Source organism: Amycolatopsis decaplanina DSM 44594 (assembly GCF_000342005.1).
Lineage (GTDB): Bacteria > Actinomycetota > Actinomycetes > Mycobacteriales > Pseudonocardiaceae > Amycolatopsis > Amycolatopsis decaplanina.
Genome location: NZ_AOHO01000063.1, coordinates 261,518 through 284,992, shown reverse-complemented (window position 1 = coordinate 284,992; position 23,475 = coordinate 261,518). Strand labels below are relative to the sequence as shown.

Genomic DNA, 23,475 nt, shown 5'->3' with positions numbered 1-23,475 from the left:
TTGCGATGAAAGGCCCCTTCATCGCGCTTGTGGGGCGCGTGACAGGGACGGTGAGGACACCCCGATTCCACCGTTCGGTGAAGTGCGGTTCGCCGAGTACACGTAGGCTCGCGTCGTGAGTGTGGTGTACACCGAGGCCGCGGGCATCGGCGTGAGCTGGCTCGACACCGCCGGACCGGTGCTCGTCTGGGTGATCGTGCTGAGCTTCATCTTCGTGGAGTGCGCGCTGATCATCGGGCTGTTCCTGCCCGGCGATTCCCTGCTGTTCGCGGCCGGGGTCGTCCTCGCGCAGCACGGCTCGGACCTGAACGCGTGGCTGCTGTCGGCCGCCGCGCTGCTCGTCGCGATCCTCGGCAACCAGGTGGGTTATTACATCGGCCGGGGAACGGGCACGAAACTGATCGCCCGGCGGGGCGGCAAGGTGCTGAACCGGCACAACCTCGACCGCGCCAGGGCGTTCCTGGATCGCAGGGGCTTCTTCGCCATCGTCGCCGCGCGCTGGATCCCGTGGATCCGCACGCTGGCGCCGCTCATCGCGGGCACAGCGCGGATGGATCCGCGCCGGTTCGCGCTCGCGACCGCGCTCGGAGGCCTGCTCTGGGTGCCGACGCTGGTGCTGCTCGGCTACTACGGCGCCGGTCTGCTGGACCAGCTTCCGTGGGTCAAGACTGTCGCGCTCTGGGTCAGCGTCGCGTTCTTCGTGGTGGGTACGGCCTACGGCGTGATCCGCTACCGCCAGGAGATGCGACGCCCCGCCGAAGAGGTCGATGACCGCGCGACCACCTAGACCTCCGGGTCCGCCCAGATCTCCAACTGGATCCCGTCGGGGTCACGGAACACGAGGACCGACGAGCCTTCCAGGGTCCGCGATTCCTTCGACGGCGAGTGGACGACGCCGTATTCCGAGAGCCGCGCTTCCCACTCGGCCAGTTCCGACCGCGAAGAGACCTTGAACGCCACATGGTCCAGACCTGTCCGCCGTTCGTCGAACCGCGGCCGCTCGGTGTCCTGGTGTTCGACGAGCACTACCGCGAAACCCTCGCTCGGCGACCTGAGCACGACCTTCCGCAGGCCCGTCTCCGGGTCTTCGCGACGCGTGAACTCCTCGAGTTCGAGAACTCGGGCGTACCAGGGCACGCTCCGATCCACATCGGTCACGGTGAGTGCCAGGTGGTGCACAGACATGAGCTTGGACATCGGGGATGACCGTCCTGATCAAGAAGCTTGGGGACGCCACCAGGGTGACACAGGCACCTCGGGCCACGAGGTGATCCGCCGACTTCCCACATGAATCGTGACATCCGCCGGGAAACACTGTTAAAAAGTGGCTGAACCGCACGCGGACCCGATATCGCCCCGTGACCGCTCCGTGGCCACGGGGGTCAACGCCCTCCGCCGACGGTCAGCACCGTCCCCGTGGTGTACGACGCGGCCGGGGAAAGCAGCCACAGCACGGCTTCCGCGACTTCGCCGGGTTCGCCGGCCCGCCCCATCGGGATGGTCGGGGCGATCCGGTCCATGCGGTCGGGCATCCCCGCCGCGGCGTGCAGTCCGGTGTGGATCATCCCCGGCGCGACGGCGTTGACCCGGACGGATTCCTTCGCGACTTCTTGTGCCACGCCGTAGGTCATCGTTTCGACGGCCGCCTTGGTGCCCGCGTAGTGGACCCATTCCCCTGGCGATCCGGTCCGCGCGGCGGTGGAGGACAGCGTCACGATCGCGCCGCCCTCGCCGCCGTACCGGGTGGACATCCGGCGGATGCCCTCACGGACGCACAGGAAGACACCCGTGATGTTGACATCGACCACGCGGCGGATGACGTCGACTTCGTACTCGTCGAAGCGGCCGGGGGTGTTGCCGGTGATGGCCGCGTTCGCGACCACTCCGGCGAGCGGACCGAGCGCGACGGCGGCGTCGAACAGGGCCACCACATCGTCTTCGGACGCGACATCGCCGCGCTGCGTGATCGCCTGGACACCGTGCTCCCGGACGCGCGAAGCGACGTACTCGGCCGCTTCGGCGTCACCCGCGTAGTTGACGACGACGTCGTAACCGCGCGCGGCGGCCAGTTCGCAGACCGCCGCGCCGATGCCCTTGCTGCCGCCGGTGACGACGAGAACCCCGGTCATATGGCGAAGTTGACCAGCGGGAGGTTCTCGAGGACGAGGTCGGCCCGGGTGCTGGTGGACGCGATCAGATCGGCGTTGCGCTGGTCGGAACCGAGCGCGCGGCGACGCGCTTCGACCAGCGAACGGCCGTAACGGCGGTGCCGCGAAACGAGCCGCTCGATGCGCTCGGGTTCGTCCGGCGCGAGGAACCACGACTCGGCGAGGATCGGCTTCACACCGCTCCACGGGTCGTCCTGCAGGAGCAGGTAGTTGCCTTCGGTGATCACCAGCGGGACGTCCGGCGTGACCGCGACGGCGCCGGCGATCGGCTCCTCGATCTCACGGCGGAACTCGGGCGCGTACACCGTTTCGCGGCCTTCGGCGAGCCTCCGCAGCAAGTGCACGTACCCGGCGGCGTCGAAGGTGTCCGGCGCGCCCTTGCGCTCCACCCGCCCGAGCCGCTGCAGTTCCACCTGCGCCAGGTGGAAACCGTCCATCCCGACCACGGCCGCCCTCGTGCCCAGCGCCTTCGCCAGGCCCCAGGCCAGCGTCGTCTTGCCGGACGCGGGGGCGCCGACGATCCCGAGCACGCTGCGCTGTCCCGGCTTCGCGAGCGCCTGGGCCCTGCTCAACAGGTCCTCGAACACCGGAGGCATGGCACTCATGGCTGTCCTTCTCCCATCTTCGCGACCGCGGCCGTCCACGACCTCGGTCCTTCATGCCGCACCCGTTCGGCGGCCACCTCGTTGGCGAACGCGATCCAGCCCGGGACGTCCCCTGTGTCCCGGGCGACCGCGTACGCGAAAGCTCCGTGCCAGACGTCGCCCGCGCCCAGCGTGTCACGCGCCCGGGTGACGGGGACGGGGACTGCACCGGATCCGTCCGCCGTCGACCACCGGACCGGCTCAGGCCCGGTCGTCGTGATCACCACGGGCACGCCGTGCTCGCGGGGATCGTCCCCGCGATACAGCGACGAGCACGCGGCGATGTCGACCAGCGGCAGGAGTTCCGGGAAGACCGGCTTCCAGCTCCCGGCGTCGAGCACCACCGGCACCTCGCGCTCCCGCGCCCAGCGCGCGACATAGAGCGCGACCTCGGGATGGTGCGCGTCCACCAGCACACACCCCGGCAATTCGGCACCTGGTTGCGATAGTTGCGCGCGCAAGGATCGCAAGGAGGTGCCGAATTGCGAGGAAGCGTGGGCGTTGCGCGAGACGACGGTGCGTTCCCCGTCGGAATCACGGACGACGATCGCGCTGATCGCGGGCGGATCGGGCCGTTCGGGCTCGAGGTCGACCAGGTCGACGCCGTGCGCCTCGAGGTCGGCGCGGGCGAGTGCCGCCAGCGGATGCGCACCGGCGACCGTCAGCAGCGTCGCCCCTGCGCCGAGCGCGGCCACGGTCACCGCCGCGTTCGTCGCCGGCCCCCCGGCGGCGACGTCCATCGACAGCGAACGCACCTTCTCGCCCGGCGCCGGGATCTCGGCGACGCGCTGAATCTGGTCGACGGTGCACAGGCCCGCCAGCAGCACTCGCATCACAGTCCGGTGTGGACGGCTGAGGCGACTTCTTCGACCTCACCGTTCTCGCCGATCTTCAGCGCACCCGTTAGCAGGCCGACGACCTGGTTCATGGTGTGCGTCTTCGGCGAGACCACCGCGACCCGCTTGCCGAGGCGGTGCACGTGGATGCGGTCGGCGATGTCGAACACATGCGGCATGTTGTGGCTGATCAGCACCACCGGCAGGCCGCGTTCGCGGATGCGGTTGATCAGGTCGAGCACCTTGCCGGATTCGGCGACGCCGAGCGCGGCGGTGGGCTCGTCCATGATCACCGCCTTGGTGCCGAAGGCGGCCGCCCGCGCGACCGCGACACCCTGGCGCTGCCCGCCGGACAACGTCTCCACCGGCTGCGTGATGGACTTGATGTTGATGCCGAGTTCGTCCAGGATCCGCTGCGCGTCGGCCCGCATGGTCGCGGTGTCCAGTTTCCGGAACAGCTGCCCGAAGAGATCCGTGCGCCGCTTTTCCCGGCCGAGGAACATGTTCGACGCGATGTCGAGCGCGGGCGCGACGGCGAGGTCCTGGTACACCGTCTCGATCCCGTAGTGGCGAGCGTCCAACGGGGACTTGAAGTGGACCGGCTCACCGTCCACTTTGATCACACCGGCGTCCGGGATCACCGCTCCCGAAAGGGCTTTGATGAGGCTCGACTTCCCTGCGCCGTTGTCGCCGACGACGGCGAGCACCTCACCGGGGAACAGTTCGAAGTCGGCTCCGTCGATGGCGGTGACCCGGCCGTAGCGTTTGACCAGTCCCTGAGCGGACAACGTGGGTGTCGTCATGACTGCTGCCTCCTCGCGAAACGGTCGACGCAGACGGCGCCGATGAGCAGGGCGCCGGTGGCGACGTCCTGGTAGAGCGCGTCCACGCCGAGCTGGGTCAGCCCGGACCGCAGGACCGCGACGACCAGCGCGCCCATCATCGTGCCGAGCACCGAGCCGCGACCGCCGAACAGGCTCGCCCCGCCGAGCACCACCGCGGTGATCGAGTCGAGGTTGCCGAGCTGGAAGGCGTTCGGGTCCGCGTTCGGCACGCGGCCGAGCGCCTGCCAGGCGGCGATCCCGACGATCACCCCGGCGACGATGTACACCGAAAGGATCGTGCGGTTGACCTTGATCCCGGACAGCCGCGCGGATTCCGGTGCGTTGCCGACCGCGTAGACGTGCTTGCCCCACGGCGTCCGTGTGAGCGCGTACCAAAGTCCGAGGTACATCAGCAAAGCCAGCGTCATGCCGTAGGTGATCGGGATGCCGCCGAACAGATACCGGCGGGTGCCGAGCCATTTGAGCAGTTCGTCGGCGACCGGGACGGCCTGTCCGCTGGCGAACAGTTTCGCGGCCGCGGTGAGCACGGTCAGCAGGCCGAGCGTGACGATGAACGGCGGCAGTTTGATCCGGGTGACCAGTGAACCGGTGACCATCCCGATCACCACCGTCGCCACGATTCCCAGCAGCAGCGCCCAGATCCCGGGGACGCCACCGACCACGAGTTTCGCCATGATCAGCGTCGCGAGCACCATCGCGGCCGCGTTGGCCAGGTCGATACCCGCGGTCAGGATGATCAGCGTCTGCCCGAGCGCGAGCGTGCCGACCACCAGGGACTGTTGCACCACAAGGGAAAGGTTGTCGAGATCGAGGAAGGTGTCCGTCGAGGCGGAGAACACCACGATCGCGACGAGCAGGGCCAGCGCGGGCCCGACCGCGGGCGCACGCAGGAAGAACTCACCGATCGACGGCCGTTCGTTGCCTTTGAGGGTCGCTGTCGTCATTTCGTTCCCCAGCAGTTCTCGAGGCCCCACTTGGTGTCCTGGCTTTCCACGCCGGGGATCGGCTTGTCGGTGATCACCGCTGATCCGGTGTCGACGAACCCGCTCGGCTTCTTGCCGGTCTTCGCATACTCGACGGCGGCGAGGACGCCCTGCTCGGCCATCTTCTTGGGGAACTGCATGACCGTGGCGGCGTACTGGCCGTCGCGCACGTTCTTGACGCCTTCGCAGCCGCCGTCGATCGAGCCCATCACGATCTGGTTCACCAGGCCACGGGCCTGGAGCGCGGCATAGGTGCCGCGGCCCATCGGCTCGTTCATCGTGTAGACGGCGTTGATGTCGGTGGTGCGCTGCAGCAGGTTCTCCACACCCTGCTGCGCCAGGCTCTGGTCGCCGTTCGCGGGCGTCTTCCCCTTGATCTCCGGCGACGCGTCGGTCAGGCCGATGCCCTTGAGGAACCCGGTGTGCCGCTGGGTGTCCACTGTGGACCCGGCGGTGCCGTCCACCATGAACAGCTTCGGCGGCTTGCCGTTCAGTGCCGCCTTGACGTAGGCACCCTGCCGACGTCCGGCCTCGAAGTTGTCCGTGGCGAAGGTGGCGTCGACGGCGGTGTCCGGTTCGGTCGCCGTGTCGAGCGCGATGACCAGCACCCCGGCCTTGCGGGCGCGGTCGATGGCGTCGAGAACGCCGGTCGAGGAACTCGGTGTGATCAGGATGGTGTTCGCACCCTGCTGCATGAGGTTCTCGATGGCCCGGACCTGGCCGTCGTTGTCGCCGTCGAACTGGCCGGCGAGCGCGCTGAACTCCGCGCCGTTCGCCTCGGCGGCGGCCTTGGCGGCCGCTCGCAGTTCCACGAAGTAGGGATTGGTGTCGGTCTTGGTGACCAGGCCGACCTTGGCCTTCCCGCCACCGCCCGCGTTCGACCCGCCACCCCAGTGGCGTTCGACGGTGCACCCGGCCGAGGTCACCGCTAACGCGACCATCGCGAGCGCGGCGAGGCTCTGTTTCCCAAGACGTCGCTGTCTCATGGAGATGCCCTCCGATCGAGGCTGTCCGTGATGGACCGGAAGGTAGACAGGGTTATGCTCACTCGCAAGCGTTTGCGCAAACGCTTGCCAGCTGACTCTCCGAGGATTGGTCATGCCGCCGTCTCGCTCGTCCCGTCCCACCCAACGCGACATCGCCGAGCTGGCGGGAGTCTCGATCACCACCGTGTCCCACGTGGTCAACGGGACGAGGGCGGTGGCGGAGGAGACCAAGCTGGCGGTCCTCCGCGCGATCGAGCAGACCGGCTACACCGGTGACGCCATCGCCCGCTCGCTGGTGACCGGCGGGACGAGGTCGATCGGCGTCGCGATCTCCCTGATCGCGAACCCGTACTTCGCCGTCTTGATCCAGGCGATCGAGCGCGAAGCCGCTCTGGCCGGATACACGGTCTTGCTCGCGGACACGCACGACACCGTCGAGACCGAACGTGAGACCGTGCGGACACTGCGTTCGCGCCGGGTCGACGGGTTGCTGATCACACCGTCGCCGGGCGACGGCTCGGTGATCGGCGAACTCGTCTCGCTCGACGTCCCGACCGTGCTCATCGACAGGCTCTCCACACGCACCGACGTCGACCAGGTCGGCGCGGAGAACATCCAATCGACGTCCGCGCTGACCGCGCATCTCGCGTCGCTCGGGCACCAGCGGATCGGCATGATCAGCGGGACGGCCGGGCTGAGCACCAGTGAGGAGCGGATCCTCGGCTATCGCCTGGGACTCGGCCGTTCGGGTTTGACCTGGTCGGAGGACCTGGTCGCGTGCGGGCAGTCCTCACAGGCGGGCGGGGCCCTCGCGCTGAGCACCCTGCTCGCGCTGCCGTCGCCGCCGACGGCGCTGGTGGTGGCGAACGACAGCATGATGGTCGGCGTCCTGCACGAGTTGCGTCGCCGCGGCCTGCGGGCGGGTGTCGACCTGCCGGTGGTGGTCTACGACGACGTCGAATGGGCCGATCTGGTCGATCCGCCGCTGACCACGATGGCGCAGCCGATCGAAGAGATCGGCACCCAGGCGGTGCGCCTGCTGCTGGCCCGGATCAACGATCCGGCACGCAAGGCCCAGACGATGCGGATTCCGCCTACGCTCCGCCATCGAGTGTCCTGCGGATGCGCTCTCGTTCACTCACATTGATGATTGTTGGGAGACTTTCCGGTCTCGCCGCCGAGTGACGCTCCGTCAGCCGTTACCGTCATTCAAGCTCGGATGAAGGCGTGGAGCGATGACCGCATTGTCCCCGGCGTTACCCCTGTGGGAGGACACCCCTGTCACCCACCGGTTCGGGGTGGCCATGGCGATGCACGCGAACCCGTATTCGGGTGAACTCGTCCGCGCCATCCGCCGCGCCGCGCGCCGTCACGGCTGCGAAATCACCCTCGCCGACACCGGCGACAGCGTCTCCGAAGAAGCCGCGGTCATCCGCGCGCTGCGGGCGGACCGCGTCGACGGTGTCCTGCTCGTCCCGGCGGCCGGCGACGAAGCGGTGATCAACGGGCTGGTCCGGATGGGCGTGCCGACCGTGCTCGTCGACCGGATGGCCGGACGCAACGACGTCGACCAGGTCGGCTCCGAGAACATCCAGGCCGTGTGCGCGCTCGTGCGGCACCTCGCCGGGCTGCGGCACCGCAAGATCGGCTTCATCTCGGGCGAAGAGGACATGGCCACCTACGAGGAGCGGGCGCTGGGCTACCGGCTCGGCCTTGGCCGCTCCGGCCTCCGATGGACGTCGCAGCTGGTCGCGTGCGGGCAGTCGACCCCGGGCGGGGCGGCCGCCGCGACCGCGAAACTGCTCGACAGCTGGCCGTCGCCGACAGCGCTCGTGGTGGCGAGCGAGGCGATGATGATCGGCGTCCAGTACGAGGCGCACCGGCTCGGCATCCGGATCGGGCGCGACCTCGCGATCGTCGGATACGGCGACATGGAGTGGGCGGGGCAGGTCACCCCGGCGGTCACCACGATGGCGCAGCCGATCGAGGAGATCGGGCGCAAGGCCGTCGAACTCCTGCTGGCCCGGATCACCGACCCTGAGCGACGACCCGAATCCGTACGGCTCGCGCCGCGCTTCATACACCGGCAGTCGTGCGGCTGCTGAGTCACAACCCGCTGGTGAGAAGCCCGCCGCCGGGTGATGATGGCGGAATGACCGAGCTGTGGACCGTGCACACCGCCGACCTCGACGCCGCCGTGCTGGAAGCGGCACGGGCCCTGCTCGACGACGCCTTCGACGGTGATTTCAGCGAGGACGACTGGCAGAACGCCCTGGGCGGCATGCACACGCTGATCTGGGAGGGCGGCGAGCTGATCGGGCACGCGTCACTCGTCCAGCGGCGGCTCGTGCACGACGGGCGGACCCTCCGGACGGGTTATGTCGAGGCGGTCGCCGTCCGGTCGGATCACCGGCGGCGCGGCCACGGCGCCGCGATGATGGACGCGCTGGAGCGAGTCCTGCGGAAGGCGTACGACCTCGGGGCGCTTTCGGCGTCCGAAGACGCGCTGGAGTTCTACGCGTCGCGTGGCTGGCTGCTGTGGCGCGGTACTTCGTCGGCCATGACGCCTTCGGGCATCGAGGCGACGAAGGAGGACGACGGGTCGATCCACGTGCTGCCGGTGGGGGTCACGCTGGACCTGGACGGGGAGATCACCTGCGATTGGCGGTCGGGCGACGTCTGGTGACCCCCGCCGACCAACGCAATTAGTCACCTACTTGCGACACCCCGTCGCGCGTCATACGTCCTGGCGCGTGTCGCAAGTAGGTGACTAATTGCGGTGTCGGTGCTCCAGGGTGGCCGCGGCTTCCAGGAGCATCCATGCGCTCACCTGGACGGACAGGTCGCGCTCTGGGGCTTCACGGGCCAAAGGCAGCGAAGGCGCCGGAGTCGCCCAGTCTGCGCTGAAGAGCGGCCCGTCCGGCGTCTCGGTGGCACCCGACCAGCAGGCGTCGGCCGACCGGATGACCAGGTCGCGCGCCACCCCGCTTGGCAGCAGCGGCGCCGCGAGCGCCAGATACCGGGCCAGGATCCCGGCGAACAGGCCGCCGTCGCCGCCCTCCTGTCCCCGGATCACCCCGTTCGGCGCGACATGTTCCGCGACCGCGCGGATCGTATGCTCCACTCTGTCCATTTCGGATAGTTCAAGGCAGGCGCCGAGATAAACTCCTTGGCAGTACGTGAAAATATGCTTGACCAGCTCGTCGGCACCCACCCGCAGGCCGTCCCACACCAGCCCGGTCCCCGGATCGACGAGCCGCTCGGTCATCCACCGGGTCAGGCCCTCCGCGTGTTGCGTGGCGCCTTCGCGGGCGTGGAAGATCGCGGCCGGGCCGTTCGCGGGCGCGTTCTTGAAATCGTCGCCGACACGCCACCAGATCCCGCCGCCGGCGTCGTCGGTCCAGCCTTCGCGCAGCCGCGAACTGATCGCCTCCAGCCCGCCGCGGACGTCCAGCCCGAGGTGCCCCACGCGTTGCAGCGCGAGCCCGAGCCAGGCGATGTCGTCGTAGTAGTCGTTGATCCACTTACCGAAGTTGCGCAGCCGCACGGACCCCACGAACCGGTCGATCAGCTTCAGTCGATCAGGTGAGGGCTCTCGCAATTGCGCGTCGACGAGGGTGTCCAGCAGATGCGCCTGCCACCAGTAGTTCCAGTGCCAATGGACACGTTGTCCCATCGAGGGCGGCCAGCCGCCGCGGCCGAGCACGGTCCCGGGCAGCCCCCACACGCGGCGTAGATGCCGGTCGCGAATCGCGCGCTCGGCGGTCGCGGCCCGGTCGGCGAGAGCAGTCATCGCGTCATCATCCCTTGCCCACTGACATACCGCTCAGTATGTTGGGACGATCCCCGGACCCGCGAGGTGCTTCATGACCACGGCGCACGTGACCTGCCCACTCTGCGAAGCCACCTGCGGTCTGGAGGTGACGATCGACGAGACGAGCCTGGTCACCCGAGTGCGGGGCGACCGCGAGGACGTCTTCTCGCAGGGGTACATCTGCCCGAAGGGCGCTTCGCTCGGCGCGCTGCACCACGACCCGGACAGGCTCACCGCGCCGCTGGTCAAACGCGACGGCGAGTTCGTCGAGGTCACCTGGGACGAGGCGTTCGCCGAGATCGACCGACGGCTCCGGCCGATCATCGACGAGCACGGCAAGAACGCCGTCGCCGTCTACTCCGGCAACCCGACGGTGCACAACGCGGCACTGGTGCTCTACGGCCGCGTGTTCTTCAAAGCACTGGGCACCAGGAACTTCTACACCGCGACCACGGTCGACCAGATGCCGAAGCACTTCTCCTCCGGCTACCTCTTCGGCGACCCGCAGACCATTCCCGTAGCCGACCTCGACCGCACTGAGCACCTGCTCATCCTGGGCGCGAACCCGTTGGTGTCCAACGGAAGCCTGATGACCGCCGCCGACACCCGAGGCAGGCTGCGCGGGATACAGAAGCGCGGCGGCAAGATCGTCGTCCTCGACCCGCGCCGCACCCGGACCGCGCGGCTCGCCGACGAGCATCACGCGATCCGGCCCGGCACCGACGCGTTGTTCCTGTTCGCGCTGGTCAACGTCCTGTTCGCGGAGAACCGCGTCTGTACCAGTGAGCACGTCAACGGCGTCAACGAGGTGCGCGCGCTCGCGGAGCCGTTCACGCCGGAGGCGGTCGCGCCCGCGGCCGGGATCGACGCCGCCGAGATCCGCCGCATCGCGCTCGACCTCGCGGACGCCGGACGCGCCGCGGTGTACGGCCGGATGGGGACCACGACGCAGTCGTACGGCACCGTCGCGAGCTGGCTGGTCGACGTCGTCAACACGCTCACCGGCAACCTCGATCGCGAAGGCGGCGTGATGTTCCCGCTGCCCGCCCTCTGGCGGCCGCGCCGGTCCTCGCCGTTCACCAGCGGCCGCTGGACGAGCCGGGTGCGCGGGTATCCCGAGGTGCTCGGAGAGTTGCCGGTGGCCACGCTCGCGGACGAGATCGAGACGCCCGGCGAAGGCCAGGTGCGGGCGCTGGTGACCATCAGCGGCAACCCGGCGCTGAGCACGCCGAACTCCGCGCGGCTCACGGAAGCGTTGCGACAGCTGGACTTCATGGTCTCCCTCGACGTGTACCTCAACGAGACCACGCGGCACGCCGACGTCATCCTGCCCGGGCCGTCGCCGCTGGAGCGGCCACACTACGACGTCGCGCTGTACGCGCTCGCCGTGCGCAACGTCGCGAACTGGACACCGCAGACGCTCGAGACGGACATGCCGCAGGAGTGGGTGACCCTGCTGCGGATGGCGGGGATCGCCGCCGGCCAGGGTCCGGACGTCGACGTCGCCGCCTTCGACACGATGGTCGCGAGTGAGACGGCGCGACGCACCGGCGTCAACCTCTCGCTCGCCGAAGGCCGCACGGGACCGGCTCGGATGATCGACCTGATGTTGCGCGGCGGACCGTACGGGCTGAGCCTGGCCGACCTCGAAGCCGCCCCGCACGGCATCGACCTCGGCGCGTTGAAGCCGCGGCTGCCGGAGGTGCTCACCACCGCGAGCGGGAAGGTCGAACTGGCCCCGGACGCGATCACGAAGGACGTGCCCCGGCTGCGTGCGGAACTGGACAAGGCGCCGGACGGCGGTCTGCTGCTGATCGGGCGGCGGCACCTGAGCTCGAACAACTCGTGGATGCACAACCTGACGCCGCTGGTGCGCGGCGGGAACCGGTGCACCGTCCAGGTGCACCCGGACGACGCTTCCCGGCTCGGGCTGACCGACGGCGGGCGCGCGGCGGTGACGTCGCGCGCGGGGAAGCTCGAAGCGCCGGTGGAGGTCACGGCGGACGTCCGGCCCGGCGTGGTGAGCATGCCGCACGGCTGGGGACACGACCTCGACGGGACGCGCACACGGGTCGCCGCCGCGCACGCCGGGGTCAACTCGAACCTGGTCGCCGACGAGACCCTGCTCGACGTCCCGTCCGGGAACGCCGTCCTGAACGGCATCCCGGTCGAGGTCACCCCGGTGTAGCCCGCAATTAGTCACCTACTTGCGGACCCCGCAATTAGTCACCTACTTGCGGCTGCTCGGTGGGTGGGCAAGCGCGGGGGGATGCCGCAAGTAGGTGACTAATTGCGGGGTCACCAGGCCTGGGCGAGGTCGGCGTGCTGCCGGACCCAGGCGTGCATGACGATCCCGGCGGCGACACCGGCGTTGATCGAGCGGGTCGTGCCGAACTGCGCGATCGAAACGACCAGCGACGCCGTCTTCTGCGCCTCGGCCGACAACCCCGGTCCCTCCTGGCCGAACAGCAGGACGCACTCGCGCGGCAGCTCGGCGGTCTCGACGGGCCGCGAACCGGGAGTGTTGTCGACGGCGACCACGGCGAGCCCTTCCGTCGCGGCGAAGGTCAGCAGCCCGTTGACGTCCTCGTGGTGGAGAAGGTGCTGGTAGCGGTCGGTCACCATGGCGCCGCGCCGGTTCCATCGCCGCCGTCCGACGATGTGCACCGCCGCCGCGGCGAACGCGTTCGCCGTCCGGACCACGGTGCCGATGTTGTGGTCGTGCTGGAAGTTCTCGATAGCCACGTGGAACGGGTGCCGTCGTCCGTCCACATCGGACACGATGGCTTCGCGCCGCCAATAGCGGTACGGGTCGACGACGTTGCGGCGGTCGCCGTTCGCCAGGAGTTCCGGGTCGTAGCGCTCGTCCGCGGGCCACTCGCCCTCCCACGGACCGACGCCGACCTCTTCCCGCGCCACCCATTCGGTGGGGCCGGCTTCTTCCGAGTTCACCCGAGGATTGTCACTCAGCCCATGCTGACGCGGTGCGCCGGTGCGTCCCCGTCGTGGTGGCGGTGACGCCGGCGCTGGTACGCGCCGATGTAGGAGATGATCACCGTCGCCATCGCGATCACGACGACGACCGGCAGCGACGAGCGCGGGAACACGGTGTCGTAGAGGTAGTAGGCGTTGAAGCCGCCGGGCAGGTCACCGAGGCCCTGTTGGTGACGGAAGTAGTTCTCGGCGGCCGTCAGCGGACACGGCCAGGGGAAGACGTTGACGAGCACCCCCCATGCGGCGAAGAACACATGCACGAAGATCACCTTCGGCCACCGCCACGCGAGAAAACCACCGAATCCGATGAACAACAGCGCGAAAATGTGCACCGCGACTGTCACGTTCGCCAGGAAACCCGCCACCTCAAGCCCCCTTTCACACCCCTACCAGCGACGTTACCCCTTTCGTATCGAGAAACGCTCACGAAAAAAGGGGCATCCTCCGTTCGCACACGGAGGATGCCCCCTTCGGGACCGTATTACTCAGGACAGACCGAGATCGTCCTTGTTCAGAATGTAACGGTATTCGAGGCCTTCCTTCTCGATGGCCTCTCGTGCTCCGGTGTCCCTGTCGACGACCGTCGCGACACCGACCACGTTCGCTCCGGCCTCGCGCAGCGCCTCGACGGCGGTGAGCACGCTGCCGCCGGTGGTCGAGGTGTCCTCGACGGCCAGCACGCGCTGCCCCAGCACCTCGACGCCTTCGATCCGGCGCTGCATGCCGTGCTCCTTGACGGCCTTCCGGACCACGAACGCGTCGAGCACGACGCCGTCGGTCGCCGCGGAGTGCAGCATCGCCAGCGCCACCGGGTCCGCGCCGAGGGTCAGGCCGCCGGCGGCGACGTAGTCCCAGTCGTGGGTGAGCTGACGGAGCAGCTTCCCGATGAGCGGCGCGGCCGCGTGATGCAGCGTCGCCCGCCGGAGGTCGATGTAGTAGTCGGCTTCCTTGCCAGAGGACAAGGTCACCTTGCCGTGCACGACGGCGAGCTCGCCGACCAGTCTCGCCAGTTCGAGTTTCGCCGCTTGATCCAACCCGGGGTACGCCACGGCCGAGAGTCTTACACACGGCCCGCGGGGTCCTTCGACGGTAGCTCTAGTCATTGCCGGACGTCACCGCGTCGACGGCTTGACCGCGGGTCGCCGCCCAGGCCGGGACCAGAGTCGCCACCAGCGCGAGCGCCGCGGCGATCCCGATGATGGACAGGTAGATCAGCGGGGAGCCCATCGGCAGCAGGGAATCGGCCGCCACCAGGCAGAACGGGACGATCGCGCCCGCCGAGACGACGGTGCCGAGGACGATCCCGACCAGCGCGACGAGCCCGCCTTCGAAACCGGCCATCCGCAGCACCTGCGCCCTGGTCGAACCGGTGAGCCGCTGGAGGCCGAACTCGCGGCGCCGCCGCACGGTCGCCATCACGAGCGTGTTGGCGACCGAAATCACCGTGTAGGCGATGATCATCCCGACCAGCAGGTAGTTCACCCACGCGCCGACGGCCTGGTCCTTCGCGTGCGCCGCGACGAGCGCGTCCCGGTCGCCGACGGACACCGGCAACCCGGCCGTCGCCTCGCGAAGCCGCTCGGTGAGCGCCGCCGGATCGACGTCCGGGGCGGCGCGGACCAGCATCTGCGGCGCGAGTCCGGCGGTGGTGTGCGGAGCGAGGAGACCGGCCGGGAGCAGCAGGCTCTCGAAACCGGGCCGCTGGCTGATCACCGCGACGACCTTGACGTCGACCGGGGTGCCGTCACCGAGCCGCAGGCTCACCGTGTCGCCGACGCCGCGGTTGAAGTCCTTCGCGTAGACGTCGGGGAGCGCGATGGTCCTGCCGGTCAGCGCCTTCAGGTCGCCCTGGGTCACCTTGGTGTCGATCGTCGTGTTCGCGCCGGACGCGGTGAGGCCGATCGCCGGGCGTCCCTCGTCCGAGCTGTCGTACGGCGTTTCGAGGAACACGTTGCTGGTGACGTACTCGGAGGCTCCGGCGACACCGGGGACGGCCTGGATCCGCTGGACGAGATCCGGGGACAGCCCGCCCGCCGCGGAACCGATCACGGCATCCGCGCGGATGTCCTCGGTGAAGGCCTGGTTCGCCAGTTCCTGCTGGGTGGTCTGCAGGTAGATGTTCGCGGTCGCGATCCCGACGGCGAGCATGATCGGGGTGACCGCGCCCGCCGCCCGGACGATGCCCGCCCGGGTGTTGAGCACGGCGAGGCGCGCGTCGATTCCGCCGAGCAGGCGCATCGGCCACTGCAGGATCGCCGTCATCACCTTCGCGACGCCGGGGGTGATCATCGCGACGCCGATCGCCCAGAGGATCACCGCGGGCCCGGCGGTGCTGGCCGCGACCGGTCCGGTCATCACCGCGACGGTCACGATGGCCAGCGCGGTGCCGCCGCCGAAGCAGAGCGCGGCGAGCACGACACGCGTCGGGGTCAGCCAACGGCGGGTGACCGCGGCCTCGGCGAGCGCCTCGGTCGGCCGGATCTTCCCGGCCCGGCGACCTGCCACGAAGGCGGCGATGAACACCGCGAGCATCGCGGCGCCCGCGCCGACGACAGCGGGCAGCCAGCCCTGGTAGAACCGCAGAACCGCCGGGGCGACGGCGTTTTCGACGAGCTGCCCGAAGAGCCATTCACCGAGGAACGGGCCCAGCACGGCGGCGAGCGCGGTCGCGAGCAGGCCGACGGCCAGCGCCTCGCCGAGCACCATGCGCCGGAGCTGGCGCGGGGTCGTGCCGATGGCCCGCATCAGGGCGAGTTCACGGGAGCGCTGCTGGGTGGACAGGCTGAGCGTGCTCGCGACGACGAACATCGCGACCATCACCGAAAGCCCGCCCGCCACTCCGGCGATGACGATCAGGTTGGTCCCGCTCGAATCGGCCTCGGGGAACTCCGCGACACCGCGATCGATGCCGGTCAGGACGTTCGCTCCGGTCGCGACCTCGGCGACCTTCGCCTGCACCGCTTCGACGTCGGCGCCGGGCTTGGTGAAGACACCGATGGTGTCGGCCTTGCCGGGATACCCGGAGAGCCGGGCGGCGTCAGTGGCGGAGAAGAACACGGCGGCCTGCGTGATCGAGCGCGGCGCACCGGCCACGCCGGCGACCCGGAACGACTCGATCTTGCCGCGCGCGGCGACGTCGACCCGGTCACCGGGCTTCAGGCCCGACTTGGCCTCGACGACGACCTCGCCCGCGGCGGGCGCAGTACCCGCGACCAGCGCGTACGGGGTCAGCGCGGCGGAATCCCAGGCGTGGCCGAAGGCGGGCTGACCGCCTGTCGCGAGCGGGAAGCTCACTTCGCCGACGACGTCCGAGACACCGGGGACGGACCGCAGGCGGGAGACGAGCCCGTCGTCGAGCCGGACGCGCTCGGGAAGCCGCGCGTCCTCGAACTTGCGTTTGTCATCGGCGTCGAGGGAGGCCGGGTCGTCCTTGGGCATTTCGAAGGTCTGGCCGCCGGTGACGACGATCGGGGCGGCGGCCAGGCGCTGCGGTTCCGCGTTGCCGCGGATCCCGGTCTCCATCAGGCCACCGCAGGAGGCGACGATCAGCGCGCCGAAGAAGACGGCGATGAAGGTGCCGATGAAGCCGCCCTTGCGCAGGCGCAAGGTCCGGAAGGCGAGTCGCAGCATCACGCACCCGCCCGCACGGGGCTGCCCCAGGCACCCAGGTGGGTCATGCGCTCGGCGACGACGTCCGCGGTCGGCGCGTGCAGTTCGTCCGCGATCCGGCCGTCGGCGAGGAAGATGACGCGGTCGGCGTAGGAGGCGGCCATCGGGTCGTGGGTCACCATGATCACCGTCTGACCGGTCGTGCGGACCGAATCACGCAGCAGCGCGAGGACCTCGGCGGCGGTGCGGGTGTCGAGCGCGCCGGTCGGCTCGTCGGCGAACACCACCGCGGGCCGGGTGACCAGCGCCCGCGCGATCGCGACCCGCTGCGCCTGCCCGCCGGAAAGCTCGCCGGGAAGATGCTTGCGGCGGCCGGAAAGCCCGACGCGGGTCAGCATCTCCTCGACGACTCGGCGGTCCGGCTTGGCGCCCGCGAGCTGCTGCGGGAGCGTGACGTTCTGCTCGACGGTCAGCGCCGGGAGCAGGTTGAAGGCCTGGAAGATGAAGCCGACCCGGTCGCGGCGCAGCTTCGTCAGCTTCGTCTCGCTCATCCCGGCCAGCTCCTGCCCGTCGAGCACGACGGACCCCGACGTCGGCCGGTCCAGCCCGGCCGCGCAGTGCAGGAAGGTGCTCTTGCCCGAGCCCGAGGGGCCCATCACGGCGGTGAAGCCGCCACGCGGAAACGCCAGCGTCACCCCGTCGAGCGCGACGACACCCTTGCCGTATTCCTTGCGGACGCCGTCGAGCCGGACCGCGTCACCGCTCCACCCAGTGTTCATGGGGAAAACCCTAGGAATCCCAGGTCGGAAGCACCCTGGGGCGAGCGTGCGTCTCCTTGGTAGGGCGGGCCCTACCTCACCTCACCGGTCTTGGCGATCGAGACCGCTGAAGACGGCTAAGCCTCAGGTGCGGCCCTTGCCGCCGAAACCGCCGCCGAGCTTGCGCAGCACCGCCCTCGGCAGCAGTCCGCCGACCGCGACGAGCGCCTTGTACTGCAGGCTCGGCACCGAGATCACCTTGCCGCGGCGCAGATCCGCGAGTGCCTCGTCCACGACCTGGTCGACGCCGAGCCAGAACGCCTTCGGCCCGGGCTTGTCCAGCCCCGCCCGCTCGTGGAACTCGGTGGTGGTGAAACCGGGGCACAGCGCCATCATGCGGATGTTCTTCGGCAGCGAGGCGGCGATGCCCTCGGTGAACGAGGTGACCCAGTTCTTGCTGGCCGTGTACGTCGAGCCGCGGCCGCTGAAGAAGCCGGCGACCGAGCTGACGTTGATGATCGCGCCCTCGCCGCGGTCGATCATTCCCGGCAGCGCGGCGCGGGTCAGCCGCAGGACTGCGGTGACGTTGACGTCGAGCTGACGCTGCAGGGCGTCCGGTGGAATGGTCCAGAAATCGCCGTTGAGCCCGAAGCCCGCGTTGTTCACCAGGAGGTCCACCGGCTCGTCGGCCAGGCGAGCCTCGACCAGCGCTCGTCCGTCCACTTCGGACAAATCGGCGGGCAGGACGACGACGTCGACGCGGTGCGCCTCGATCAGTTCCGCGGCGAAGCCCTCCAGCCGATCGACGTCGCGGGCGACGAGCACGAGGTCGTACCCCTCGGCGGCGAGCCTGCGCGCGAACTGCGCGCCGATGCCGGCGGTGGCGCCGGTGATCAGGGCGGTTTGTGTCATATCGGGAACCTACTCCTCGGTCGGGTTCCGGAAAGGGCTCGGACGAGTCAGGTGTGAGGGTCACCCACCGTGGGGATTTGACGTGCAACAGCTCAAGTCGGGAAGTATCGTCCGGCGTCATGGGGAAGCACAGCAGGCGCAAGCCGAGCTACCTGCCCAAAGTCGCGGTCGGCGCGGCGCCGCTGGCGTTGTTGCTCGCCGGTCCGGCCACCGCGCTCGCCGCCCAGACGGACCCGGCGATCCCGCTTCCCCTCGATCACCAGCGCGAAGGCAGCCTCGATCGCGGAGTCGGCTTCACCAGCGAAGGCGACACTTCCGTTTTTCGCGGTTTCTTGAACAACACCGAACGGAACGTTTTCGGCAAGGACCTCGGTGACGCGAAAGCCTTCGCGGACGTCCGCCGGTCGGTGAGCGAGACCATCGAGACCCGCGACGGTGTCGCGGCCCGCCCGGACAAGGTCGGCGCGCTCGCCGCGGCGAAGAACACCGAGGCCGTCAAGCAAGGCCAGCGAGAAGCGGTGAAGGTCGACCGCTACGGCAGTGTCGTCGCCGGGAACGAGACCGAACTCGAACGGACCGGCGCACGGCTGACCGAGGTCGCGCTCGACCCGCGCACCGGCGTCCCCACCTTCGTCTCCGAGGACAGCCGCGGTCTTCGCGCGGCCGAGGGGACCTATCACGCCGTCCGCCCGCTGCCCGGGGTCGGCGTCATCAACGAGACGGAACAGCACACCGGCGGAACACTCGACAGGGCCCTCCGGCTCGACGGCGGTTTCTCCGGTGACCTCGGCGGCGTACTGGAGGCCGGGCGGTCTTCCGGGCACGCGGTCGACGTCGGCGACCTCGCCGCCGCCGGGACGACGTCGGCGCAGCACGGCAACGGCCGGTTCAGCGGTGTCCTGCCGCTGGACGTCGGCTCGGGCACCGGTTACGGCCAGGAACACGCCCTCGGCGGCACCATCGGTCCGTCGAGCGGGCTGGTGACCACCCGGCAGGACGTGAATCTGGCGCACCACGGCGCCGGTTTCACCGGATCCGGTTCGAACACGATCAGCGGCGACCTCGGCGCCGGTGAAGTGGCGTCCGTCCGCGGCGCCACGACGTCGTCCGTGCGCGGGGTCCTGCCCACCGCCGATCCGGCGCGGGCCGGGCATCTGACACAGTCCGGGACGCTCGACCTGACTCTGCTCGGTCAGCCGTCGCACACCGGCTTCACCGCCGGGGCACTCCCGCTTGAGGCCAAGCAGTCCTGATCATCCGGACCCCGCCCCGCCGCCGCCCTCAACGGTCAGGCTGCGCCTGACTGACTAATTCTGCGGCTCGATGTCGTCGGCGGCCTCGGCCTGCCAGTGGCGGCCCGGGGTCGAGGCGTTGTCGTACTCCTCGTCGAACGGGTCGACGATGTCGGCGATCTCGCCGAGGTCGCGCAGCAGCCGCTCGAGCCGCGACGGCCCGGCGTTCGGTGCGACGCTCGCGAGCACCCACTCGTTCTCCAGCCACGCCACGCCGACGTCGCCGCCGAGCGAGTCCGCCGCGTCGACGAGTTCCTGCGTGATCACCTTGCGGGCACCCTCGGAGTCGTCCGCGAAGGCGTAGCGCTGGCCGATCGGGCCGAGCATCTCGGGCATGTCCTGGCGCTGGAACGGCACACTGGACAGCCACATCTCCAGCGGCACCTCGTGCACGCGGTTGCAGCGCACGGCGACCACGACCGCCGGGATCTGGCCCTCGGTCTCGATGTCGAAGATGAAGACGGGACGCCGGCCGTCGGAGGTGAAGGTGGACCCGGCCACGACGTTGACCGCCAGCTGGGCGCCGAAGTACCCGATCGCGCCTTTGGACCACTGCCGCGGCAACCGCTCGTCCTCTTCGACGAACTGCCAGCCGCGCAGCTCGGCCCAGCGCATGCGCTCGCGATTGCGCGAGCCCTCCTTCGCCCGGTCGGCCGCGAGCAGCGCCAGCCCCGCCACCAAGGCGACGGCGGCGATGACGAACCAGATCCACGCCGGAATACCCACGCCGGTCAGGGTATCCCCCTGCCCTCACCGGATGTGATCGCCGGGCGCCGTGTCGCGCCCCCCTTTCGATGCCGCACCCTGGAAAGACCACGAAAGACACGAGGAAAGGTCGACAAGTCTCCGTGTCGCCAACCCTGTCAGGTCTCCCGAAGGGCGCCCTGCGCCCGACGGAGACTTCACCGTCGAGCGCCTCTTTTGGCCGAAGGCCACGGGAACCCGATGAAGGGGCGCCTGCCCGCACGACGTGAGTGACGTGCGAAGCGGCGCCCCTTCGGCGGGTTTCCGTCAGCGCTCGACAGGCAACACCGTCAGCGCGTCCGGCGCCTCCTGACCCGGGATGTCCACCCGGACCGTGTCGCCGTCCCGGATTTCACCGGCCAGCAGCTGTTTCGCCAGCTTGTCTCCGATCGCCGACTGCACCAGCCGCCGCAGCGGCCGCGCACCGTAGATCGGGTCGAAGCCGTTCAGCGCGAGCCACTCGCGTGCCCCGTCGGTGACCTCCAGCGTCAGACGGCGCCGCGACAGCCGCGTGGCGAGCCGCGCGATCTGGATATCCACAATGGACGTCAGTTCGTCGGTGCCCAGCGCGTGGAAGACCACGATGTCGTCCAACCGGTTCAGGAACTCCGGTTTGAACTGCCGCTGTACCACCGCCATCACCGCGTCGTTGCGCTGTCGCTCGTCGAGCGCCGGGTCGGCGATGGCCTGCGAGCCGAGGTTCGACGTCAGCACCAGGATCGTGTTGCGGAAGTCGACCGTGCGGCCCTGGCCGTCGGTGAGCCGCCCGTCGTCGAGCACCTGCAGGAGCACGTCGAACACGTCCGGGTGCGCCTTCTCGACCTCGTCCAGCAGCACCACCGAATACGGCCGCCTGCGCACCGACTCGGTCAGCTGGCCGCCCTGGTCGTAGCCGACGTAGCCCGGAGGCGCCCCGACCAGGCGCGCCACCGAGTGCTTCTCGGCGTACTCGCTCATGTCGATCCGCAGCATCGCGCGCTCGTCGTCGAACAGGAACTCCGCCAGCGCCTTCGCCAGCTCGGTCTTGCCGACGCCGGTCGGGCCGAGGAACAGGAACGAACCGGTCGGCCGGTCGGGGTCTGCGACACCCGCCCGGGTGCGGCGCACCGCGTCCGAAACGACCTGCACGGCCTCCTTCTGCCCGATGACGCGCTTGCCGAGCTCCTCCTCCATCCGGAGCAGCTTGCCCGTCTCGCCCTCCAGCAGCCGTCCGGCCGGGATGCCGGTCCACGCGCTGACCACGTCGGCGACGTCGTCCGCGCCGACCTCTTCCTTGAGCATGACGTTCTGCCGGCTGACCTCACTGGCGGCGGTCGCGGCCTCGAACTCCTTCTCCAGCGCGGGAATCCGGCCGTAGCGCAGTTCGGCGGCCTTGCCGAGGTCGCCGTCGCGTTCGGCGCGTTCGGACTCACCGCGCAGCTGCTCCAGCTGCTCCTTGAGTTCGCGGACGCGTTCGATCGAGCCCTTCTCGTTCTGCCAGCGCGCGGTGAGCGCGGTCAGCGTCTCCCGCTTCTCGGCCAGCTCCGAGCGCAGCGCGGCGAGGCGTTCCTTGGAGGCGACATCGTCCTCTTTGGACAGCGCCATCTCCTCGATCTCCATACGCCGCACGGCGCGTTCGACCTCGTCGATCTCGACCGGCCGCGAGTCGATCTCCATGCGGAGCTTCGACGCGGCCTCGTCCACCAGGTCGATCGCCTTGTCCGGCAGGAACCGGGCGGTGATGTAACGGTCGGACAGGGTCGCGGCGGCGACCAGCGCGGCGTCGGTGATGCGCACACCGTGGTGCACCTCGTACCGCTCCTTGAGCCCGCGCAGGATGCCGATGGTGTCCTCAGTGGACGGTTCGCCGACCAGCACCTGCTGGAAGCGCCGCTCCAGGGCGGCGTCCTTCTCGATGTGCTGGCGGTACTCGTCGAGCGTGGTCGCGCCGACCATCCGCAGCTCACCGCGGGCGAGCATCGGCTTGATCATGTTGCCCGCGTCCATCGCGCCCTCACCGGTCGCCCCGGCGCCGACGATGGTGTGCAGCTCGTCGATGAAGGTGACGACCTCGCCCGCGGAGTCGGTGATCTCCTTGAGCACGGCCTTCAGCCGCTCCTCGAACTCGCCGCGGAACTTGGCGCCGGCCACCATCGAACCGAGGTCCAGCGCCACTACGCGCTTGCCGCGCAGCGACTCCGGCACGTCACCGGCGACGATGCGCTGGGCGAGCCCTTCGACGATGGCCGTCTTGCCGACGCCGGGTTCGCCGATCAGCACCGGGTTGTTCTTGGTGCGGCGCGAGAGCACCTGCACCACGCGGCGGATCTCGGTGTCGCGGCCGATCACCGGGTCCAGCTCGCCGGCGCGGGCGCGCTCGGTCAGGTCGACGCCGTACTTCTCCAGCGCCTTGAACGTGCTTTCCGGATCCGCGCTGGTGATCCTCGCGGAGCCGCGCACCTTGGCGAACGCCTCGCGAAGTGCGTCCGGGGTGGCACCGTGCCGTTTGAGCAGCTCGGCCACCGGCCCGCCTTCGGTGGCGAGGCCGACGAGGAGGTGCTCCGTCGAGACGTATTCGTCGCCGAGTTCGGTCGCGAGCTTCTGCGCGTGCGTCAGCGCCTTGACCGCGTTCGCGTCGAACTGCGGGCTCGACACGGTCGCGCCGGTCGCCGACGGCAGCGCCGCGATCAGCGGCTCCAGCTCCTTGTGCACCTGCGCCGGATCGGCCCCGACCGCGGTCAGCAGCGGTGCGGTGAGCCCCTCACCCTGCGCCAGCAGGGCGCCGAGCAGGTGTGCGGCCGCCACATGCGGGTTGCCCGCCATCGTGGCCGCCTGCGCCGCCGACGAGATCGCCTGCTGGGTCTTCGTGGTCGGGTTGAAAGCGTCCATCCCTCACCTCGTACTAGGTTCT

22 protein-coding genes are annotated in these 23,475 nt (G+C 69.6%); 6 read left to right on the top strand and 16 right to left on the bottom strand.

Annotated features, from left to right (window positions below; translation table 11 throughout):
- Nucleotides 1–115 precede the first annotated feature (115 nt).
- A complete protein-coding gene (locus tag H074_RS23065; RefSeq protein ID WP_007032475.1) occupies nucleotides 116–787 on the top strand; it encodes a DedA family protein in 672 nt (223 codons plus the stop codon).
- Here H074_RS23065 and H074_RS23060 read toward each other — a convergent pair.
- The 7 genes from H074_RS23060 to H074_RS23030 form a co-directional block, all read right to left on the bottom strand.
- On the bottom strand, nucleotides 784–1,197 hold the full coding sequence (locus H074_RS23060; RefSeq protein WP_007032474.1) for a VOC family protein: 414 nt from the start codon (nucleotides 1,195–1,197) through the stop codon (nucleotides 784–786). The genes H074_RS23065 and H074_RS23060 overlap by 4 nt on opposite strands.
- A gap of 185 nt (nucleotides 1,198–1,382) precedes the next feature.
- Nucleotides 1,383–2,129, bottom strand: coding sequence for an SDR family oxidoreductase (locus tag H074_RS23055; protein ID WP_007032473.1), 747 nt, complete (start codon nucleotides 2,127–2,129; stop codon nucleotides 1,383–1,385).
- Nucleotides 2,126–2,773 (bottom strand): nucleoside/nucleotide kinase family protein, encoded by a 648-nt coding sequence (locus tag H074_RS23050; protein WP_007032472.1) that lies wholly within the window; start codon nucleotides 2,771–2,773, stop codon nucleotides 2,126–2,128. Before H074_RS23050 ends, H074_RS23055 begins: the two co-directional genes overlap by 4 nt.
- On the bottom strand, nucleotides 2,770–3,645 hold the full coding sequence (locus H074_RS23045) for a PfkB family carbohydrate kinase (RefSeq protein WP_039923167.1): 876 nt from the start codon (nucleotides 3,643–3,645) through the stop codon (nucleotides 2,770–2,772). Before H074_RS23045 ends, H074_RS23050 begins: the two co-directional genes overlap by 4 nt.
- Nucleotides 3,645–4,451, bottom strand: a complete 807-nt coding sequence (locus H074_RS23040) for an ATP-binding cassette domain-containing protein (RefSeq protein ID WP_007032470.1) — start codon at nucleotides 4,449–4,451, stop codon at nucleotides 3,645–3,647. The genes H074_RS23045 and H074_RS23040 overlap by 1 nt, the downstream gene beginning before the upstream one ends.
- Nucleotides 4,448–5,437 carry an ABC transporter permease gene (locus H074_RS23035; RefSeq protein ID WP_007032469.1) on the bottom strand — a complete coding sequence of 330 codons (990 nt, stop codon included), beginning with the start codon at nucleotides 5,435–5,437 and terminating at the stop codon, nucleotides 4,448–4,450. Before H074_RS23035 ends, H074_RS23040 begins: the two co-directional genes overlap by 4 nt.
- Nucleotides 5,434–6,417, bottom strand: coding sequence for a substrate-binding domain-containing protein (locus H074_RS23030; RefSeq protein ID WP_007032468.1), 984 nt, complete (start codon nucleotides 6,415–6,417; stop codon nucleotides 5,434–5,436). Before H074_RS23030 ends, H074_RS23035 begins: the two co-directional genes overlap by 4 nt.
- A gap of 157 nt (nucleotides 6,418–6,574) precedes the next feature.
- Between H074_RS23030 and H074_RS23025 the strand changes: the two genes are divergently transcribed.
- The 3 genes from H074_RS23025 to H074_RS23015 all read left to right on the top strand — a co-directional run bounded on the left by H074_RS23025 (nucleotide 6,575) and on the right by H074_RS23015 (nucleotide 9,148).
- The gene (locus H074_RS23025) at nucleotides 6,575–7,609 is read left to right on the top strand and encodes a LacI family DNA-binding transcriptional regulator (protein ID WP_007032467.1); all 1,035 of its coding nucleotides are present in this window, start codon (nucleotides 6,575–6,577) and stop codon (nucleotides 7,607–7,609) included.
- Nucleotides 7,610–7,697: 88 nt separating this feature from the next.
- Entirely contained in the window at nucleotides 7,698–8,567 is an 870-nt protein-coding gene (locus H074_RS23020) for a LacI family DNA-binding transcriptional regulator (RefSeq protein ID WP_007032466.1), read from the top strand.
- 47 nt (nucleotides 8,568–8,614) lie between these two features.
- Entirely contained in the window at nucleotides 8,615–9,148 is a 534-nt protein-coding gene (locus H074_RS23015; RefSeq protein WP_007032465.1) for a GNAT family N-acetyltransferase, read from the top strand.
- An 84-nt stretch (nucleotides 9,149–9,232) separates the two neighbouring features.
- Here H074_RS23015 and H074_RS23010 read toward each other — a convergent pair whose 3' ends face one another.
- Nucleotides 9,233–10,255: a glycoside hydrolase family 76 protein gene (locus tag H074_RS23010; RefSeq protein ID WP_007032464.1), complete on the bottom strand. Its 1,023-nt coding sequence runs from the start codon at nucleotides 10,253–10,255 to the stop codon at nucleotides 9,233–9,235.
- Between the two features lie 73 nt (nucleotides 10,256–10,328).
- On the opposite strand from H074_RS23010, the gene H074_RS23005 reads away from it, so the two are divergent.
- Entirely contained in the window at nucleotides 10,329–12,464 is a 2,136-nt protein-coding gene (locus H074_RS23005; RefSeq protein WP_007032463.1) for a molybdopterin-dependent oxidoreductase, read from the top strand.
- 110 nt (nucleotides 12,465–12,574) lie between these two features.
- Here the strand turns inward: H074_RS23005 and H074_RS23000 are convergent, their stop codons facing one another.
- From H074_RS23000 to H074_RS22975, 6 genes are all read right to left on the bottom strand, one after another.
- Nucleotides 12,575–13,228, bottom strand: coding sequence for a TrmH family RNA methyltransferase (locus tag H074_RS23000; RefSeq protein WP_007032462.1), 654 nt, complete (start codon nucleotides 13,226–13,228; stop codon nucleotides 12,575–12,577).
- Nucleotides 13,229–13,242: 14 nt separating this feature from the next.
- Nucleotides 13,243–13,635, bottom strand: a complete 393-nt coding sequence (locus H074_RS22995; protein WP_007032461.1) for a DUF2784 domain-containing protein — start codon at nucleotides 13,633–13,635, stop codon at nucleotides 13,243–13,245.
- A 120-nt stretch (nucleotides 13,636–13,755) separates the two neighbouring features.
- The gene (gene pyrE / locus H074_RS22990; protein WP_007032460.1) at nucleotides 13,756–14,319 is read right to left on the bottom strand and encodes an orotate phosphoribosyltransferase; all 564 of its coding nucleotides are present in this window, start codon (nucleotides 14,317–14,319) and stop codon (nucleotides 13,756–13,758) included.
- A 46-nt stretch (nucleotides 14,320–14,365) separates the two neighbouring features.
- Nucleotides 14,366–16,900: an FtsX-like permease family protein gene (locus H074_RS22985; RefSeq protein ID WP_007032459.1), complete on the bottom strand. Its 2,535-nt coding sequence runs from the start codon at nucleotides 16,898–16,900 to the stop codon at nucleotides 14,366–14,368.
- Nucleotides 16,900–17,658: an ABC transporter ATP-binding protein gene (locus H074_RS22980; protein ID WP_007032458.1), complete on the bottom strand. Its 759-nt coding sequence runs from the start codon at nucleotides 17,656–17,658 to the stop codon at nucleotides 16,900–16,902. Before H074_RS22980 ends, H074_RS22985 begins: the two co-directional genes overlap by 1 nt.
- A gap of 123 nt (nucleotides 17,659–17,781) precedes the next feature.
- Nucleotides 17,782–18,549, bottom strand: a complete 768-nt coding sequence (locus H074_RS22975; protein ID WP_007032457.1) for an SDR family NAD(P)-dependent oxidoreductase — start codon at nucleotides 18,547–18,549, stop codon at nucleotides 17,782–17,784.
- 119 nt (nucleotides 18,550–18,668) lie between these two features.
- Here H074_RS22975 and H074_RS22970 point away from each other — a divergent pair, with 119 nt between their 5' ends.
- Entirely contained in the window at nucleotides 18,669–19,802 is a 1,134-nt protein-coding gene (locus H074_RS22970; protein WP_007032456.1) for a hypothetical protein, read from the top strand.
- Nucleotides 19,803–19,856: 54 nt separating this feature from the next.
- Here the strand turns inward: H074_RS22970 and H074_RS22965 are convergent, their stop codons facing one another.
- Together H074_RS22965 and clpB are read right to left on the bottom strand one after the other, a co-directional pair.
- Complete coding sequence (locus tag H074_RS22965) at nucleotides 19,857–20,567, bottom strand: type III secretion system chaperone family protein (protein ID WP_007032455.1); 711 nt, start codon at nucleotides 20,565–20,567, stop codon at nucleotides 19,857–19,859.
- A gap of 285 nt (nucleotides 20,568–20,852) precedes the next feature.
- Nucleotides 20,853–23,453, bottom strand: coding sequence for an ATP-dependent chaperone ClpB (gene clpB / locus H074_RS22960; protein WP_007032454.1), 2,601 nt, complete (start codon nucleotides 23,451–23,453; stop codon nucleotides 20,853–20,855).
- Nucleotides 23,454–23,475: the final 22 nt, after the last annotated feature.

What these genes read in the sequence shown, in the direction of transcription:
- H074_RS23060 (WP_007032474.1), bottom strand. Translation starts at nt 1,197, where the DNA reads ATGTCCAAGCTCATGTCTGTGCACCACCTGGCACTCACCGTGACCGAT.
- H074_RS23035 (WP_007032469.1), bottom strand. Translation starts at nt 5,437, where the DNA reads ATGACGACAGCGACCCTCAAAGGCAACGAACGGCCGTCGATCGGTGAG.
- H074_RS23030 (WP_007032468.1), bottom strand. Translation starts at nt 6,417, where the DNA reads ATGGTCGCGTTAGCGGTGACCTCGGCCGGGTGCACCGTCGAACGCCAC.
- H074_RS23005 (WP_007032463.1), top strand. Translation starts at nt 10,329, where the DNA reads ATGACCACGGCGCACGTGACCTGCCCACTCTGCGAAGCCACCTGCGGT.
- H074_RS23055 (WP_007032473.1), bottom strand. Translation starts at nt 2,129, where the DNA reads ATGACCGGGGTTCTCGTCGTCACCGGCGGCAGCAAGGGCATCGGCGCG.
- H074_RS23025 (WP_007032467.1), top strand. Translation starts at nt 6,575, where the DNA reads ATGCCGCCGTCTCGCTCGTCCCGTCCCACCCAACGCGACATCGCCGAG.
- H074_RS23015 (WP_007032465.1), top strand. Translation starts at nt 8,615, where the DNA reads ATGACCGAGCTGTGGACCGTGCACACCGCCGACCTCGACGCCGCCGTG.
- H074_RS22970 (WP_007032456.1), top strand. Translation starts at nt 18,669, where the DNA reads ATGGGGAAGCACAGCAGGCGCAAGCCGAGCTACCTGCCCAAAGTCGCG.
- H074_RS22975 (WP_007032457.1), bottom strand. Translation starts at nt 18,549, where the DNA reads ATGACACAAACCGCCCTGATCACCGGCGCCACCGCCGGCATCGGCGCG.
- H074_RS23040 (WP_007032470.1), bottom strand. Translation starts at nt 4,451, where the DNA reads ATGACGACACCCACGTTGTCCGCTCAGGGACTGGTCAAACGCTACGGC.
- H074_RS23010 (WP_007032464.1), bottom strand. Translation starts at nt 10,255, where the DNA reads ATGACTGCTCTCGCCGACCGGGCCGCGACCGCCGAGCGCGCGATTCGC.
- clpB (WP_007032454.1), bottom strand. Translation starts at nt 23,453, where the DNA reads ATGGACGCTTTCAACCCGACCACGAAGACCCAGCAGGCGATCTCGTCG.
- H074_RS23050 (WP_007032472.1), bottom strand. Translation starts at nt 2,773, where the DNA reads ATGAGTGCCATGCCTCCGGTGTTCGAGGACCTGTTGAGCAGGGCCCAG.
- H074_RS22980 (WP_007032458.1), bottom strand. Translation starts at nt 17,658, where the DNA reads ATGAACACTGGGTGGAGCGGTGACGCGGTCCGGCTCGACGGCGTCCGC.
- H074_RS23020 (WP_007032466.1), top strand. Translation starts at nt 7,698, where the DNA reads ATGACCGCATTGTCCCCGGCGTTACCCCTGTGGGAGGACACCCCTGTC.
- H074_RS22985 (WP_007032459.1), bottom strand. Translation starts at nt 16,900, where the DNA reads ATGCTGCGACTCGCCTTCCGGACCTTGCGCCTGCGCAAGGGCGGCTTC.
- H074_RS23045 (WP_039923167.1), bottom strand. Translation starts at nt 3,645, where the DNA reads ATGCGAGTGCTGCTGGCGGGCCTGTGCACCGTCGACCAGATTCAGCGC.